Raw genomic sequence first — 15363 nt, forward strand, 5'->3', positions numbered from 1 at the left:
CGGCGAATTGACGCCGCAGCAATGTTACGCTACCCATTCCTCTGTGGTAATAAAGTTGCGAGGCAATGTCGTGGCGCAGAAGGACAAACCCTGGCTGTTCCGCACCTATGCGGGGCACTCGACGGCCGAGAAATCGAACGCGCTCTACCGCACCAACCTGGCCAAGGGGCAGACGGGCCTGTCGGTGGCCTTCGACCTGCCGACCCAGACCGGCTATGACAGCGACCACGTCCTGGCGCGGGGCGAGGTCGGCAAGGTCGGCGTGCCGGTCTGCCACCTGGGCGACATGCGGGCGCTGTTCGATCAGATCCCGCTTGAGCAGATGAACACCTCGATGACGATCAACGCCACCGCGCCCTGGCTCCTGTCGCTTTACATCGCGGTGGCCGAAGAGCAGGGCGCCGATGTGACCAAGCTGCAGGGCACGGTGCAGAACGACATCATCAAGGAATACCTGTCGCGCGGCACCTATATCTGCCCGCCGAAGCCCTCGCTGAAGATGATTACCGACGTCGCGGCCTATACGGCACGGAACCTGCCCAAATGGAACCCGATGAACGTCTGCTCCTATCACCTGCAGGAAGCCGGCGCGACGCCGGAACAGGAACTGGCCTATGCGCTGGCGACCGGCATCGCCGTGCTGGACGATCTGAAAACCAAGGTCGAACCCGCCGATTTTCCCGCCATGGTCGGCCGCATCAGCTTCTTCGTGAACGCCGGCATCCGCTTCGTGACCGAACTGTGCAAGATGCGCGCCTTTACCGAGCCTGGGACGCCATCGCCGCGACCGAAGTCTATGCCATCGAGGATGATAATCCCTATGCCAAGCGGCTGTTCGGTGAACCGCTGCCTGACCGAGCAGCAGCCGGAAAACAACGTCTATCGCATCCTCTTGGAAATGCTGGCCGTGGTGCTGTCCAAGAACGCCCGTGCCCGCGCCGTGCAGCTGCCGGCCTGGAACGAGGCGCTGGGCCTGCCGCGGCCCTGGGACCAGCAATGGTCGCTGCGGATGCAGCAGATCGTCGCCTATGAGACCGACCTGCTGGAATACGGCGATCTCTTCGACGGCAACCCGGCCATCGCCGCCAAGGTCGAGGAGCTGAAGGAGGGTGCGCGGTCAGAGCTGGCGACGCTGGACCAGATGGGCGGCGCCATCGCCGCCATCGAATACATGAAGTCGCGGCTGGTCGAATCGAACGCCGCGCGGCTGAACCGGATCGAGGCGAACGAGACGGTGGTCGTGGGCGTCAACCGCTGGCAGCAGGGCGAGCCCTCGCCGCTGACCGCGGGCGACGGCGGCATCATGGTCGTCGATCCGGCGGTGGAACAGGACCAGATCGCCCGGCTGCAGGCCTGGCGGCAAGCCCGCGACGAGACGGCCGCCCGTGCCGCCCTCGCCGCGCTGCGCGATGCCGCGCAGAAGGGCCAGAACGTGATGCCCTTTTCCATCGCCGCCGCCAAGGCTGGGGCCACGACCGGCGAATGGGCCCAGGTCATGCGCGAGGTCCACGGCGAATACCGCGGGCCCACGGGCGTGTCGCAATCGCCCTCGAACCGCACCGAGGGGCTCGAGCCGATCCGCGAGGCGGTGGATGCGGTCAGCCACCGCCTGGGCCGGCGGCTCAAGTTCCTGGTCGGCAAGCCGGGCCTCGACGGCCATTCGAACGGCGCCGAGCAGATCGCCTTCCGCGCCCGCGATTGCGGCATGGACATCACCTATGAAGGCATCCGCCTGACGCCCGAGCAGATCGTCGCCCGCGCGGCCGAGGAGGACGCCCATATCGTCGGCCTCTCCATTCTCTCGGGCAGCCACCTGCCGCTGATCGAGGATCTGATGGAGCGGATGCGCGCGGCGGGGCTGGCGCAGGTGCCGGTGGTCGTCGGCGGCATCATCCCCGACGACGACGCTGCCCGGCTGCGCGCCATGGGCGTGGCCCGCGTTTATACCCCCAAGGACTTCGAACTGAACCGCATCATGATGGACATCGTGGCCCTGGTCGCGCCCAAGGAGGCCGCCGCCTGAGCCCGTGGCGGGCGCCGCATGGGTATTTGGGCAACAAGGAAGACCCTGGCGTTTCCTTGTTGCTGAAATACCCGGTCGCGACCGCTGGCCAGGCGGGACGTCGGGGCGGGGCGCGTCCGGTTGACTCGTGCCCCCATCTGGACTATGCATCCCCGGATTCCCGGAAGGTCTGCCCTTCCGGTCCCTGGCTCGGCCGGGGATCGCCCCCCGTCAGCGCGTTGCGCCCACGGGGGCGTCTCTTCTTATCGCGTCCCGCTTCCGGGGCAAACGGCAAACCACTGGAGGGCCGCCGATGTTTGAAAACCTGTCCGACCGCCTTGGAGGCGTCTTCGACCGGCTGACCAAGCAGGGCGCGCTGTCCGAGGACGACGTCGCCGCCGCCATGCGCGAGGTGCGCGTGGCCCTGCTGGAGGCCGACGTGTCCCTGCCCGTGGCGCGCAGCTTCGTGAAGTCGGTCACCGCCAAGGCCACCGGCGCGGCCGTCACGAAATCGGTGACGCCGGGCCAGCAGGTCGTCAAGATCGTCCATGACGAGCTGATCAAGGTCCTGCAGGGCGAGGGCGCGCCCGACGCGCTGCGCATCGACAGCCCGCCGGCGCCGATCCTGATGGTCGGGCTGCAGGGCTCGGGCAAGACCACCACCACGGCAAAGCTCGCCAAGCGCCTGAAGGACCGCGAGAAGAAGCGCGTGCTGATGGCGTCCCTGGACACCAACCGCCCGGCCGCGATGGAGCAGCTGGCGATCCTGGGCAGCCAGATCGGCGTCGACACCCTGCCGATCGTGCCGGGCGAGAATGCGGTCCAGATCGCGAAACGCGCCAAGCAGCAGGCGTCCCTGGGCGGCTATGACGTCTACATGCTCGACACCGCCGGGCGGCTGCACATCGACGAAGTCCTGATGGACGAGGTCCAGGCGGTCCGCGACGTGGCCAGCCCGCGCGAGACGCTGCTGGTCGTCGACGGTCTGACCGGCCAGGACGCGGTCAATGTCGCCAGCGAATTCGACGCCAAGGTCGGCGTCACAGGCGTCGTGCTGACGCGGATGGACGGCGACGGGCGCGGGGGCGCGGCGCTCTCGATGCGGGCCGTCACCGGCAAGCCGATCCGCTTTGTCGGCCTGGGCGAAAAGATGGACGCCCTCGAGGTCTTCGATGCGCAGCGCATCGCTGGCCGCATCCTCGGCATGGGCGACATCGTCGCCCTGGTCGAGAAGGCGCAGGAGGTGCTGGAGGTCGAGCAGGCCGAGCGCATGATGAAGCGCTTCCAGAAGGGTCTGTTCAACATGAACGACCTGAAGAACCAGCTTGAGCAGATGATCAAGATGGGCGGCATGCAGTCGATCATGGGCATGATGCCCGGCATGGGCAAGATGGCCAAGCAGGCCGAATCGGCCGGGCTCGACGACAAGGCGCTGAAGCGCCAGATCGCGCTGATCAACTCGATGACGAAAAAGGAACGCGCCAACCCGGACATGCTGCAGGCCAGCCGCAAGAAGCGGATCGCCGCCGGCGCCGGCATGGACGTGGCCGAGCTGAACAAGCTTCTGAAGATGCAGAAGCAGATGGCCGACACGATGAAGAAGCTGGGCAAGATGGGCAAGGGCGGCATGCTGAAGCAGGCCATGTCGTCACGCCGAATGTTGGAGACGCGCAAGCAGCAGCGTCGATGCCTGCGGGGTTGTGTTGCGTAAATCGGGATAGGATTCATCTTTTGAGTCCGACGTGGTAGCTGGGCGGCATGAGCAGACCGACGGGCTTTCCGGGCTGTTCGGGAAGAAATAGGTGATCACGCTTTCCGACACGCCTGTGCTGACGACCGAGCGTCTGGTCCTGCGCGCGCCGCAGGCCGGCGACTGGCCGGTCTGGCGTGACTTTGCCGCATCCGAACGCTCGGTCTGGGTCGGCGGGCCGCTCTTGGCGCCGGGCCTGGCCTGGCGCGCCTTCGGCCATATCATCGGCCATTGGGTGCTGCGCGGCTATGGGCTGTTCACCGTGACCGACCGCGCGAGCGGTGCCGCGCTGGGCGGGATCGGGCCCTGGTTTCCCGACGGCTGGCCCGAGCCCGAGATCGGCTGGACGCTGTGGGACGCCGCCGCCGAGGGCAGGGGCATCGCGCATGAGGCGGCGCTGGCCGCCCGCGACTTCGCGGCGCGCCAGCTCGGCTGGACCACCGCCGTCAGCTATATCCTGCCCGCCAACGACCGCTCGGCCGCGCTGGCCCGCCGGCTGGGGGCCGAGCGCGATGCCGCCGCCGCGCATCCCGGTGCCAAGCCCTGCGACGTCTGGCGCCACCCGGCGGAGGCCTTCGCATGAGCGACGCGCGCTGCATGGCCGGTGTACGCCCGGTGTACGGGCGGTGCACAGCCGCTTTCTTGAAAATCAATTGCTTGGAGTTTTCCGCGTGAAGGATGACGCCGCCCGCGCCGCGCAGCTTCTGAAAGAGCACCGCGCCAGCATCGACCGTCTGGACGCGATCCTGGTCTATACGCTGGCCGAGCGCTTCAAGCACACCCAGAACGTCGGCCGCCTCAAGGCCGAACACGACCTTCCTCCGTCCGATCCCGCCCGCGAGGCGAGCCAGATCGAGCGGCTGGAACGCCTCGCGCGCGAGGCCGATCTCGACCCGGAATTCGCGCGCAAATTCCTGAATTTCGTGATTGCCGAAGTGATCCGGCATCACGAGACCTTCCAAGCCTGACAGCCGGGCCAAGCCCGGCTAACACCGCCATTTCAAAGGAGAAAACCCAATGGCAATGAAAATCCGTCTGGCCCGCGGCGGCAGCAAGAAGCGCCCGCATTACGCCATCGTCGCGACCGATTCGCGCATGCCGCGCGACGGCCGCTTCCTGGAAAAGCTGGGCACCTACAACCCGCTGCTGGCCAAGGATTCCGAAGACCGCATCAAGATGGACGTGGAACGCGTCCAGTACTGGCTGGGCCAGGGCGCGCAGCCCACGGACCGCGTCGCCCGCTTCCTGGAAGCCGCTGGCGTAAAAGAGAAAACCGAGCGCAAGAACCTCAAGAAAGGCGAGCCGGGCAAGGCCGCCAAGGAACGTGCCGAAAAGCGCGCCGCGCGTGAGGCCGCCGGCACCGAGGCCGTGTCGGAATAATCCATGCCCGAGCGGATCTGTGTCGGCGCGATCGCGGGCGCCTTTGGCGTCCGGGGCGAGGTGCGGCTGAAAAGCTTTACCTCGCAACCCAATGATATTGCTGCCTATGGTCCGCTCTGGTCCGAGGACGGGTCGCGTTCGTTCACCGTGCGGCTGACGCGGCCGGTGACGGGCGGGCTGGGCGCCCGGCTGTCGGGCGTCGACACGCGCGAGGCGGCCGACGCGCTCAAGGGCTTGACCCTGTGGGCGGATCGCGACCGGCTGCCGTCGCTGCCGGATGATGAGTTCTATCATACGGATCTGATTGGCCTTTCCGTCTATGACACCGGCGGCGCGCCGATCGGCAAGGTCCATGCGATCTATGACCACGGGGCCGGCGACATCCTGGAAATCCTGGGTCCCGGCCGCCGGCAGCCGCTGCTGCTGCCCTTTACCCGGGCCTTCGTGCCGACGGTGGACCTGTCCGCCGGACGCATCGTCGCCGACCCGCCCGAGGAGGAAGGCGATGCGTAATGCCCTGTTCGCGCTTGGCTTTCTGCTGATGCTGGCCGGTCCCCTGTTGCAGGGACTGGCCGGCAGCGACAATCCGAACGCCTATGTCTTTGCCCCGGTCATGTTGGCAGGGCTGATCCCGCTGCTGGCCGGCCGCAACCTGTCGCCCGAACCCCGGCTGATGGTCGGGGCGCTGCTGGTCTGCGGCGCGCTTTGCCTGGGTGCGTGGTACCTGGGCGGGCTGCTGCCGCCGCGTCCGCTACACGCGGCGCTGCCGGTGGGCTGCGCGATCCTGGGGGCGCTGGTCTCGACCGGCGCGAACCTGCTGGGGCGCCGGGCATGACCGATCAGCCGAACGCCGGCGGCGGCAAGTCGCATGGCCGGCTGTCGATCCGCGCCAGTCTGCAACCGCGCGACCTGATGGCCGAGCCGCAGGTGCGCGGCGCCTGGACGGCCCAGGTCATCACCTTGTTTCCCGAGGCTTTTCCGGGCGCCCTGGGCCTGTCGCTGACCGGCCGGGCGCTGGCCGAGGGGCTGTGGAACCTGCGCACCACCGACCTGCGCCCCTTCGGCATCGGCAGGCACCGCAACGTCGACGACACCCCCGCCGGCGGCGGCGCGGGCATGGTGATCCGCCCCGACGTGATGGACGCCGCCCTGCGCGAGGCGGGGCCCGGCCTGCCGGTGATCTACCTGCGCCGCGCGGCAAGCCCTTGACCCAGGCGCGCGCCCGCGCCCTGGCGAACGGCCCGGGCATGACGCTGATCTGCGGCCGGTTCGAGGGTGTGGACCAGCGCGTGCTGGACGCCCATGCGGTCGAGGAGATCAGCATCGGCGATTATGTCCTGACCGGGGGCGAACTCGCCGCTCAGGTCTTGATCGACGCGACGGTTCGCCTTATACCGCGCGTGCTGGGGAATCAGGAATCGCTGGCCGAGGAATCCTTTTCCGACGGCCTGCTTGAACATCCCCAGTATACGAAGCCCGCCCTTTGGGAAGGCCGCGCGATCCCGGAAGTGCTTCTCTCGGGCAATCACGCGGCTATTGCCACATGGCGGCGCGACATGGCCGAAAGGCTGACCAAGGAACGCCGCCCCGACCTGTGGCGGGCATACGGGGAAACCCGCATGGACCCGGCAAAGGACCGACAGCTCTCGGGCGCATCAGACCAATCGCGGGACTACCGCGAGCAACCGAAGGAACCAAAGCGATGAACCTGATCGCCCAACTGGAAGCCGAGCAGATCGCCTCGCTCGGCAAGGAAATCCCGGATTTCAAGGCCGGCGACACCGTGCGCGTCGGCTATAAAGTGACCGAAGGCACCCGCACCCGCGTGCAGAACTACGAAGGCGTGGTCATCTCGCGCAAGGGCGGCGGCATCGGCGCCTCGTTCACCGTGCGCAAGATCTCGTTCGGCGAGGGTGTCGAGCGCGTCTTCCCGCTGTACTCGACCAACATCGACTCGATCACCGTGGTGCGCCGCGGCCGTGTCCGCCGCGCCAAGCTGTACTACCTGCGCGACCGCCGCGGCAAATCGGCCCGTATCGCCGAAGTCACCAACTACAAGCCCAAAGCCGAAGCCAAGGCCTGAGGAGACGCGCCATGAAAGCAGATACCCATCCCGACTATCACTTCATTACCGTGAAGATGACCGACGGCACGACCTATCAGGTGCGTTCGACCTGGGGCAAGGAAGGCGACACCATGACGCTGGACATCGACCCGACCGTGCACCCCGCCTGGACCGGCGGCTCGGCCAAGCTGATGGACACCGGCGGCCGCGTGTCGAAGTTCAAGAACAAATACGCGGGCCTGGGCTTCTAAGCACCGCCCCCGCGAAAATGCGAACGCCGCCCCGATCCGGGCGGCGTTTTTCGTTGGCGGCTCCGCAGGGTGGGCGCTGCGGGCGGGGCAGGGGTGCAGGCCCCCGGCTGGCCTAGGATCAGACCATGCCGACGAACAGAAGGGGCGTCCAGACCGGAAGCTCGGGCGCTTCACTGGCCAGGGGCCTGCCGGTCAGGTGGCCCCGACCGGTGTCGATCACGACGCGACCGTCGCGATAGCTGCGCAGGACCGGCCCCTGGGCGCTGCGGTGGGCCGACAGCGCGATGGTGGCATAGACGGGCGCGGCGGGCTGGCTGCGGGGGATCAGGGGAAAGCGGATCACTGGATGGCTCCGTTGCGGTCCATGCGTTCGATGAAGATGTCCCACACCCCCGGGTCGCGGTTGCGCATCAATTCGTGGGACGCGGTGACGGGCTCGGCGGTCATCACCACCAGCGGAATGCCCGAGATGGTATGGGGCCTGCCCGTGCGTCGGTCGATCAGCGCCACGCTGTAGCGCGGCGAAAAGGGCGTCGTGGCCCGGATGGCGCGGTCGGCCAAGGCCGACAGATGGTTCAGCATGGACATCCTTGGCTCCTTTCCAGCGATGACCGTGGGACGGTCCTGACAGCTATATAACGACATGGTCGATCGTCTTTTTCAAGAGAAAAATCTATTGCGATTGTCGTGATATAATCACTTTGAAAATCATTAGCTTGAAATCAGAAGGCCGCTTGCTGGCGGGAAGCGCGCGGGTCATGCAGCGGCGAATCCCGCGCTTTCCAAGCGCGGTGCCCGGCCCTATGGTCCTGCCCGGGCAAACCGCAGGACACGGGGGGATTCATGGCGCATATCATCGTCGTCGGGAACGAAAAGGGCGGCTCGGGCAAGTCCACCACCTCGATGCATGTGGCGACGGCGCTGGCGCGGATGGGGCATCGGGTGGGTGCCTTGGACCTGGACGTGCGCCAGCGCAGCTTTGCCCGCTATCTGGAAAACCGCCTGCATTTCCTGAAGGACGCGGGGCTGGACCTGCCGACGCCGCGGCTGGGCGCGCTGGAGCCCGAGGGCCCGGACCCGCTGTCCCACGCCGTCGCCGCGCTTGAGCCCGATTGCGATTTCATCCTGCTGGACTGCCCCGGTTCGCACACGCGGCTTAGCCAGATGGCGCACAGCCTGGCCGATACGCTGATCACGCCGATGAACGACAGCTTCATCGACTTCGACCTGCTGGCGCGCATGTCGCCCGAAGGCAAGGTGCTGGGCCCCTCGATCTATGCCGAGATGGTCTGGGGCGCGCGGCAGCTGCGCGGACAGGCCGGGGCGGGGCCGATCGACTGGCTGGTGCTGAGGAACCGGCTGGGCACCCAGGCATGCACCGCGCAAGGTCGGCGGCGCGCTGGAGACGCTGTCGAAACGCTCGGCTTTCGTGTGGCGCCGGGCTTTTCGGAGCGGGTGATCTTTCGCGAACTGTTCCCGCGCGGCCTGACCCTGCTGGACCTGCGCGACATCGGGACCGAGCAGCTTTCCATGTCCAATATCGCCGCCCGGCAGGAATTGCGCGAACTGATCGCGGAATTGCGTTTGCCGGGGGTCAGCGTGGCCTTCTAGCCGGGATTGTTGCTGCCGCCCTGCCAGCCTATCTAAGGGCAGTCGCAGAAGGGGAGAGCGGGATGGCCGGGTTCGGCAGGATTGGAATGCTGCTGGCCCTGATGCTGGCCGCCCCGCCGGGTCCGGTTCGGGCGCAAGAGGCCGATGCCGCCGTCCTGCGGCAGGAGGCGCCGGTCGTCTCCCTCGCCCCGGTCGCGCGAAGCACCATCGAGGCCCGGGTGCCGGTCACGGGCTCGCTTGTCGCGCGCGACCCGGTGCAGGTCCATGCCAATGTCGCGGGCTACGAGATCCGGGAACTGCGGGCCGAGGTCGGGGACCGCGTCAAGGCGGGCGATGTGCTGGCGCGTCTGGACGATGCGGCGCTGAGCGCGCAGCTTGCCCAGGCCGATGCCGAACATGCCCGCGCCACCGCGGCCGAGCGCCGGCCGAAAGCCAGATCGCCAGCGCCGAGGCGGCGCTGACCGAAGCCGCCGCCATCCTGCAGCGCACCCGCAGCCTGCGCGAAAGCGGCAGCGCCAGCCAGGCGGTGCTGGACCAGGCCATTGCGACCGAAGCCTCGGCCGCCGCGGCGCTGGCCTCGGCCCGCGAAGGGCTGGGGGTGGCGCGCGCCGCCGTGGCCCAGGCCAGGGCGGCCCAAAGGATCGCGGCGTTGAACCTGGGCCACGCCCGGATCACCGCCCCGGTGGATGGCATCGTCGTCGCCCGCAATGCCGAGATCGGCGCGCTGTCCGGCTCGGCTGGCGAACCCATGTTCCAGCTGGTCGCGCGAGGCGAGATCGAGCTGGCGGCCGATGTGATCGAAACCGCGCTGGGGCAGGTCAAGCCCGGCGATCCGGCCGAGATCCGGGTCTCGGGCCTGGGCGATGTCGCGGGCCGGGTGCGGCTGGTGCCGGCGCGGGTCGATCCCGCGACGCGGCTGGGGCAGGCGCGCATTGCGCTCGACCCTGCGCCGGGCCTGCGGCCGGGCCTGTTCGCCAGCGGCTGGATCGTCACCGACCGGCGCGAGGCGCTGACCGTGCCGCTGTCGGCGGTGCTCGCCGACGAGCGGGGCGAGCGGGTGCAGGTCGTGCGGAACGGCGTCGTGGAAACCCGCCCGGTCCGCGCGGGCCTTGTCTGGCAGGACCGGCGCGAGATCCTGGAGGGGCTGGAGGCGGGCGAGCAGGTCATCGCCCGCGCCGGCGCGTTCTTTCGCACGGGCGATCCGGTCCGCGCGGCGCCGGGGTCGCAGCCATGAACTTTTCCGCCCTGTCGATCCGCCACCCGGTGCCGCCCATCGCGATCTTTCTGGTGCTGCTGCTGGTGGGGCTTTACAGCTTCAACAGGCTGGCGGTCACGGCGATGCCGAACATCGACCTGCCGCTGGTGCAGGTCACGGTCAGCCAGCCCGGTGCGGCGCCTTCGGAGCTGGTGCGGCAGGTCATCCAGCCGATCGAGGATTCGCTGGCCTCGATCACCGGGGTGCGGCACATCACCTCGGCCGCGACCGACAGCGCGGCGCATCTCTATGTCGAGTTCGAGCTTGAGACGAACACCGACCGCGCGGTGAACGACGTCAAGGACGCGGTGGCCAATGTCCGCGCCGACCTGCCCGAATCCATCGTGGAGCCGCTGGTCAAGCGCATTGACGTCAGCGGCATGGCGATCCTGACCTATGCCGTCAGCAACCCCGGCCAGTCGATGGAGCAGCTGTCGCAATTCGTCGACGACGTGGTGGCGCGCGACCTGACCACCGTACCGGGGGTCGCCAGCATCACCCGGATCGGCGGCGCCGACCGGCAGGTCAATGTCGAACTGGACCCCGGCCGGGTGCAGGCCATGGGGCTGACCGCGGCCGAGGTCTCGGACCAGTTGCGAGCCAAGAACATCGACATGGGCGGCGGGCGCGGCGACCTGGCCGGCACCGAATACTCCATCCGCGCGCTTGGCGGGGCAGAGGACGTGGCGCGGCTTGCCGCCACGCCCATCCTGATCGGCGGCGGCCGCACGGTGCGGCTGGACCAGCTGGGCCAGGTCAGCGAAGGCCCCAGCGAAGAGCGCAGCTTTGCCCTGCTGGACGGGCGTCCGGTCGTGGCCTTCGGCGTCTATCGCGGCACGGGCGAATCCGACCTGGTGACCGTCACAGTCAACATGTCTTCCTATGGCGTCGCGACGCCACATCCCGGCACCCGGGCAAAAGACGCGCATTGCTATGACACGGCAGCGGCCAACACTGTCTGCGGCGAGTTGCGCCGCTATGTCGATCATGGCGGGCGCCGGCCGTGACGCGGATCGATGTTCCGCGGAACTGGCGCGCGACCGTCATCGCGGCGGTGGCGCTGCCCCTGTCGATCATCCCGACCTTCTTTGTCATGCCTGGCTGGGCTTCACGCTGAACGGCATCAGCCTGCTGGCGATCACCCTGGTCACCGGCATCCTGGTCGACGACGCCATCGTCGAGATCGGAACATCGTGCGCCACATCACCATGGGCACACCCCCCTACGAGGCCAGCATGGAGGCCGCGAACGAGATCGGCCTGACCGTCATCGCGATCAGCTTTTCCATCGTCGCGGTCTTTGCGCCGGTCAGCTTCATGGGCGGGATCCCGGGGCAGTATTTCAAGCAGTTCGGGTTGACGGTCGCGGTGTCGGTCCTGTTCTCGCTGCTGGTGGCGCGGCTGGTCACGCCGATGATGGCGGCCTATCTGCTGCGCCGCACCGGCCATCACGCGGCGGAGGAGCGCGACGGCCTGCTTCTGCGCGCCCTGATGCGGGTGCTGGACTGGACCCTGGCGCATCGCGGGGTGACGCTGGTCCTGGGCCTGGGGGTCTTTGCCGGCTCGATCTGGTCGGCGACCCTGCTGCCGACCGAATTCATCCCGGCCCAGGACGTGGGCCGCAGCCAGATCACGGTGGAGACGCCGCCCGGTTCCACCATCGCCGAGACCGAGGATGCCGCGCGCCGCGTCTCGGCGCGGATCGCCCAGGAGCCCGAGGTGCGGGCGGTCTTCGTGAACGGCGGCGACGGCGACGTGACCGACGCCAAGATCATGGTGAACTATGGCCCCAAGGACAGCCGCGAACGCTCGAGCTTCCAGATCGAGGATGCGCTGAAGCACGACCTGGCCGAGATGCCCGACCTGCGGATCAACTTCCAGAACGAGGCCGGGGCGAGCGACCTGGAAATCTCGGTCCTGGGCGAGACCGAGGCGGCGGCGACGGAGGCCGCCGAGCGGCTGATGGCCGCGATGAAGACCCTGCCGAGCCTGGAGGGGGTCACATCCTCGGCCGCGCTGCAGCGCCCCGAGATCCGCATCCATCCGCGCGACGGCGTGGCGGCGGAACTGGGCGTGACGGCCAGCGCGCTTGCGACCACGCTGCGCGTGGCGACCCTGGGCGATACGGAATCGAACCTGGCCAAGTTCAATACGGGCACCGAGCAGATCCCCATCATGGTCCGCCTGAACCATGCGGCGCGGCGCGACCTGATGAGCCTGCGCGACCTGCGGGTGCCCAGCTCCGCCGGGCCGGTCCCGCTGGAGGCGGTGGCCGACGTGTCCCTGTCGGCCGGGGCCACCCAGATCGAACGCTATGACCGGCGTTACCAGACCAAGGTGTCGGCGAACCTGGTGGACGGCGCCCTGCTGGGGCCGGTGAACGCCCAGGTGGCCGAGTTGCAGAAGACGGTGAACCTGCCGCCCGGCACCCGCATCCAGCCCTCGGGCGACGCCGAGATCATGGCCGAGGTGTTCGAGGCCTTTGCCGTCGCCATGATATCGGGGGTGATGCTGACCTATGTGGTGCTGGTGCTGCTGTTCCACAGCTTTGTCGTTCCGGTCTCGATCCTGATGTCGCTGCCGCTGGCGATCGGGGGGGCGATCCTGGCGCTGTTTCTGACCGGCAATTCGATCAGCATGGCGGTGGTGATCGGGTTCCTGATGCTGATGGGAATCGTGACTAAGAACGCGATCATGCTGGTCGAATTCGCACTGAGCGGCATCGACCGGGGCGTCGAGAAGCGCGCCGCGATCCTGGACGCGGTCCACAAGCGGGCGCGTCCCATCGTCATGACGACCATCGCCATGACGGCGGGCATGGTGCCCTCGGCGCTGGGGCGGGGCGAGGGGGCCGAGTTCAGCGCCCCCATGGCCATCGCGGTGATCGGGGGGCTTTTGCTGTCGACGCTGCTGTCGCTGCTATTCGTGCCCTCGCTGTTCTCGCTGATCCATGGGGGACAGGTGCGGGCCGGGCGCTGGCTGGCGCGCCGCATCGGCCTGAACGCCGCGTCCGACCCGGCGGAATAGCGGAACCCGCGCGCGGGGCGGAACATTGGTAGGCCATCCCTATCACCTGAACGGAGATGCCCCATGGCAGATGTTCTTATCATGGCGTCGGACGGGTTCGAGCAGTCGGAACTGTTCGTGCCCCTGGAAAAGCTGCGCGAGGCCGGCCACCGCGTCGATATCGCCGCGCCCGAGGCGGGACCGATCAAGGCCTGGGACAAGAAGGACTGGGGCAAGACGGTCGAGGCCGGGCTTGCCATCGCGGACGCGCGCGCGGGGGATTACGACGTGCTGGTCCTGCCGGGCGGCGTCATCAACCCCGATACGCTGCGCCAGGACGACAAGGCCATCGCGCTGATCCGCGACTTTGCCGCGGCCGGCAAGCCCGTGGCCGCAATCTGCCACGCCCCCTGGCTGCTGGCCGAGGCCGGGCTTGCCAAGGGCCGACGGTTGACCAGCTATGGCTCGATCCGCACCGACATGAAGAACGCCGGCGCCGAGGTGGTCGACGAGAAGGTCGTGGTGGACGGCGGCATCATCACCAGCCGCAACCCGGACGACCTGGACGCCTTTGTCGGCGCCATCGAGGAGGCCCTGGGCTGAATTGCGTCCCGCGGCCCCGGGGGACTTCGCGTCCCCCGGACCCCCTGCGGGGTATTTCGACAACAAGGAAACCAAAAAGGGGCGCCGCGGCGCCCCTTTCGATTGGTCCGGGTTTCCGCCCGTTCAGGCCAGCATGCCCATCGGGTTTTCCAGGTGGTTCACGATGGCTTGCAGGAGTTGCGCCCCGAGCGCGCCGTCGATCACGCGGTGATCGACCGAAAGCGTCATCGACATGACGTTGCGGATCACCACCTCGCCATTCTCGACCACCGGCGTCTGGATGCCGGCGCCGACGGCAAGGATCGCGCCATGCGGCGGGTTGATCACCGCGTCGAAATTCTCGATCCCGAACATGCCGAGGTTCGAGATCGCGAAGCTGCCGCCCTGGTATTCGTGGGGGGCGAGCTTTTTCGTCTTGGCGCGGTTGGCCAGGTCCTTCATCTCGGTCGAGAGGGCGGACAGCGTCTTTTGCTGCGCGTCCTTGAGGACCGGGGTGAAGAGGCCGCCTTCGATCGCGACGGCCACGGCCACGTCAGAGGGCTTCAGCTTCAGGATGCGGTCGCCGGCCCAGACGGCATTGGCATCGGGCACCTCTTGCAAGGCGAGCGCGCAGGCCTTGATGATGAAGTCGTTGACCGACAGCTTCACGCCGCGCGATTCCAGCTGCTTGTTCAGCATGGCGCGGAACTTCATCAGCTCGTCGAGCTTGGCGGACCGGCGCAGGTAGAAATGCGGGATGGTCTGCTTGGCTTCCGACAGGCGCGCGGCGATGGTGCGGCGCATGCCGTCGAGCGCAACCTCGGTCGTTTCGCGGTCGGCATACATCTTGAGGATGGTTTCTGCCGAAGGACCCGCCGGGGCCGCTGCCGCTGCCGCCGGGGCGGGCTTCGCGGCTTCGGGCGTAGCCGCGGCCGTGGCGGGTTTCGCCGCGCCGGGCTGGGCGCCTTCGACATCGGCCTTGACGATGCGGCCATGCGGGCCCGAGCCCGTCACCGCCGCAAGGTCGATGCCCTTTTCGGCCGCGATCCGGCGCGCCAGGGGCGAGGCGAAGACGCGCCCGCCATCGGCCTTTTTCGGAGCGGCCTGGGACGGGGCGGCGGCGGGCGCCGCAGCAGCGGCGGATTCAGCCTTGGGCGCCTCGGCCTTGGCCTCGGGCTTGGCGGAAGGGCTGCTGCCGATGTCGTCGGCCGACTCGCCTTCGTCCAAAAGGACCGCGATGGGGGTGTTCACCTTGACCCCGGCCGAGCCTTCGGTGACCAGCAGCTTGCCGATCCTGCCCTCGTCGACGGCCTCGAACTCCATCGTGGCCTTGTCGGTTTCGATCTCGGCCAGGATGTCGCCGGACTTGACCTCGTCCCCTTCCTTGACCAGCCATTTGGCCAGCGTGCCCTCCTCCATCGTGGGGGACAGGGCGGGCATCAGGATTTCTGTCGGCATCTTG

Annotated in this window: 15 protein-coding genes and 3 pseudogenes; 15 read left to right on the forward strand and 3 right to left on the reverse strand. The window is 68.1% G+C overall.

The genetic code is table 11. From position 1 onward, the window contains the following. Positions 1–70 precede the first annotated feature (70 nt). The 10 genes and pseudogenes from DPM13_RS11105 to rpmE all read left to right on the forward strand — a co-directional run bounded on the left by DPM13_RS11105 (position 71) and on the right by rpmE (position 7448). Positions 71–2023 carry a protein meaA gene (locus DPM13_RS11105; RefSeq protein ID WP_112888028.1) on the forward strand — a complete coding sequence of 651 codons (1953 nt, stop codon included), beginning with the start codon at positions 71–73 and terminating at the stop codon, positions 2021–2023. Between the two features lie 292 nt (positions 2024–2315). Further along, positions 2316–3647 (forward strand): annotated as a pseudogene (ffh, locus tag DPM13_RS11110) (signal recognition particle protein); the annotation flags it as partial. Positions 3648–3804: 157 nt separating this feature from the next. After that, on the forward strand, positions 3805–4335 hold the full coding sequence (locus DPM13_RS11115) for a GNAT family N-acetyltransferase (RefSeq protein WP_112888029.1): 531 nt from the start codon (positions 3805–3807) through the stop codon (positions 4333–4335). 88 nt (positions 4336–4423) lie between these two features. Then, the gene (locus tag DPM13_RS11120; RefSeq protein ID WP_028719877.1) at positions 4424–4720 is read left to right on the forward strand and encodes a chorismate mutase; all 297 of its coding nucleotides are present in this window, start codon (positions 4424–4426) and stop codon (positions 4718–4720) included. 49 nt (positions 4721–4769) lie between these two features. After that, on the forward strand, positions 4770–5132 hold the full coding sequence (gene rpsP, locus DPM13_RS11125) for a 30S ribosomal protein S16 (RefSeq protein WP_112888030.1): 363 nt from the start codon (positions 4770–4772) through the stop codon (positions 5130–5132). A gap of 3 nt (positions 5133–5135) precedes the next feature. Then, the gene (gene rimM, locus DPM13_RS11130) at positions 5136–5645 is read left to right on the forward strand and encodes a ribosome maturation factor RimM (RefSeq protein WP_112888031.1); all 510 of its coding nucleotides are present in this window, start codon (positions 5136–5138) and stop codon (positions 5643–5645) included. Beyond that, positions 5638–5967: a hypothetical protein gene (locus DPM13_RS11135; RefSeq protein WP_099648745.1), complete on the forward strand. Its 330-nt coding sequence runs from the start codon at positions 5638–5640 to the stop codon at positions 5965–5967. The genes rimM and DPM13_RS11135 overlap by 8 nt, the downstream gene beginning before the upstream one ends. Beyond that, positions 5964–6838, forward strand: a pseudogene (trmD, locus tag DPM13_RS11140) (tRNA (guanosine(37)-N1)-methyltransferase TrmD). Before DPM13_RS11135 ends, trmD begins: the two are co-directional and overlap by 4 nt. Next, complete coding sequence (gene rplS, locus DPM13_RS11145; RefSeq protein WP_028719872.1) at positions 6835–7215, forward strand: 50S ribosomal protein L19; 381 nt, start codon at positions 6835–6837, stop codon at positions 7213–7215. Before trmD ends, rplS begins: the two are co-directional and overlap by 4 nt. Before the next feature lie 11 nt (positions 7216–7226). After that, positions 7227–7448 carry a 50S ribosomal protein L31 gene (rpmE, locus tag DPM13_RS11150; RefSeq protein ID WP_028719871.1) on the forward strand — a complete coding sequence of 74 codons (222 nt, stop codon included), beginning with the start codon at positions 7227–7229 and terminating at the stop codon, positions 7446–7448. A gap of 118 nt (positions 7449–7566) precedes the next feature. On the opposite strand, the gene DPM13_RS11155 is transcribed toward rpmE, so the two are convergent. Together DPM13_RS11155 and DPM13_RS11160 are read right to left on the reverse strand one after the other, a co-directional pair. Next, positions 7567–7791 carry a hypothetical protein gene (locus tag DPM13_RS11155; RefSeq protein WP_223251964.1) on the reverse strand — a complete coding sequence of 75 codons (225 nt, stop codon included), beginning with the start codon at positions 7789–7791 and terminating at the stop codon, positions 7567–7569. Next, positions 7788–8036: a hypothetical protein gene (locus DPM13_RS11160; protein WP_080621739.1), complete on the reverse strand. Its 249-nt coding sequence runs from the start codon at positions 8034–8036 to the stop codon at positions 7788–7790. Before DPM13_RS11160 ends, DPM13_RS11155 begins: the two co-directional genes overlap by 4 nt. A gap of 255 nt (positions 8037–8291) precedes the next feature. On the opposite strand from DPM13_RS11160, the gene DPM13_RS11165 reads away from it, so the two are divergent. The 5 genes and pseudogenes from DPM13_RS11165 to DPM13_RS11185 all read left to right on the forward strand — a co-directional run bounded on the left by DPM13_RS11165 (position 8292) and on the right by DPM13_RS11185 (position 13922). After that, positions 8292–9059: a division plane positioning ATPase MipZ gene (locus DPM13_RS11165; protein WP_112888032.1), complete on the forward strand. Its 768-nt coding sequence runs from the start codon at positions 8292–8294 to the stop codon at positions 9057–9059. An 86-nt stretch (positions 9060–9145) separates the two neighbouring features. After that, entirely contained in the window at positions 9146–9520 is a 375-nt protein-coding gene (locus tag DPM13_RS23180) for an efflux RND transporter periplasmic adaptor subunit (protein ID WP_223251965.1), read from the forward strand. Positions 9521–9537: 17 nt separating this feature from the next. After that, positions 9538–10293, forward strand: coding sequence for an efflux RND transporter periplasmic adaptor subunit (locus tag DPM13_RS11170; protein WP_262983345.1), 756 nt, complete (start codon positions 9538–9540; stop codon positions 10291–10293). After that, positions 10290–13340 (forward strand): annotated as a pseudogene (locus DPM13_RS27005) (efflux RND transporter permease subunit). The gene DPM13_RS11170 and the pseudogene DPM13_RS27005 overlap by 4 nt, the downstream one beginning before the upstream one ends. A gap of 63 nt (positions 13341–13403) precedes the next feature. Then, positions 13404–13922 carry a type 1 glutamine amidotransferase domain-containing protein gene (locus tag DPM13_RS11185; protein ID WP_028719866.1) on the forward strand — a complete coding sequence of 173 codons (519 nt, stop codon included), beginning with the start codon at positions 13404–13406 and terminating at the stop codon, positions 13920–13922. Between the two features lie 123 nt (positions 13923–14045). On the opposite strand, the gene DPM13_RS11190 is transcribed toward DPM13_RS11185, so the two are convergent. Further along, the gene (locus DPM13_RS11190; protein WP_112888033.1) at positions 14046–15359 is read right to left on the reverse strand and encodes a pyruvate dehydrogenase complex dihydrolipoamide acetyltransferase; all 1314 of its coding nucleotides are present in this window, start codon (positions 15357–15359) and stop codon (positions 14046–14048) included. Positions 15360–15363 lie beyond the last annotated feature (4 nt).

Source organism: Paracoccus mutanolyticus (assembly GCF_003285265.1).
GTDB classification, from domain to species: domain Bacteria; phylum Pseudomonadota; class Alphaproteobacteria; order Rhodobacterales; family Rhodobacteraceae; genus Paracoccus; species Paracoccus yeei.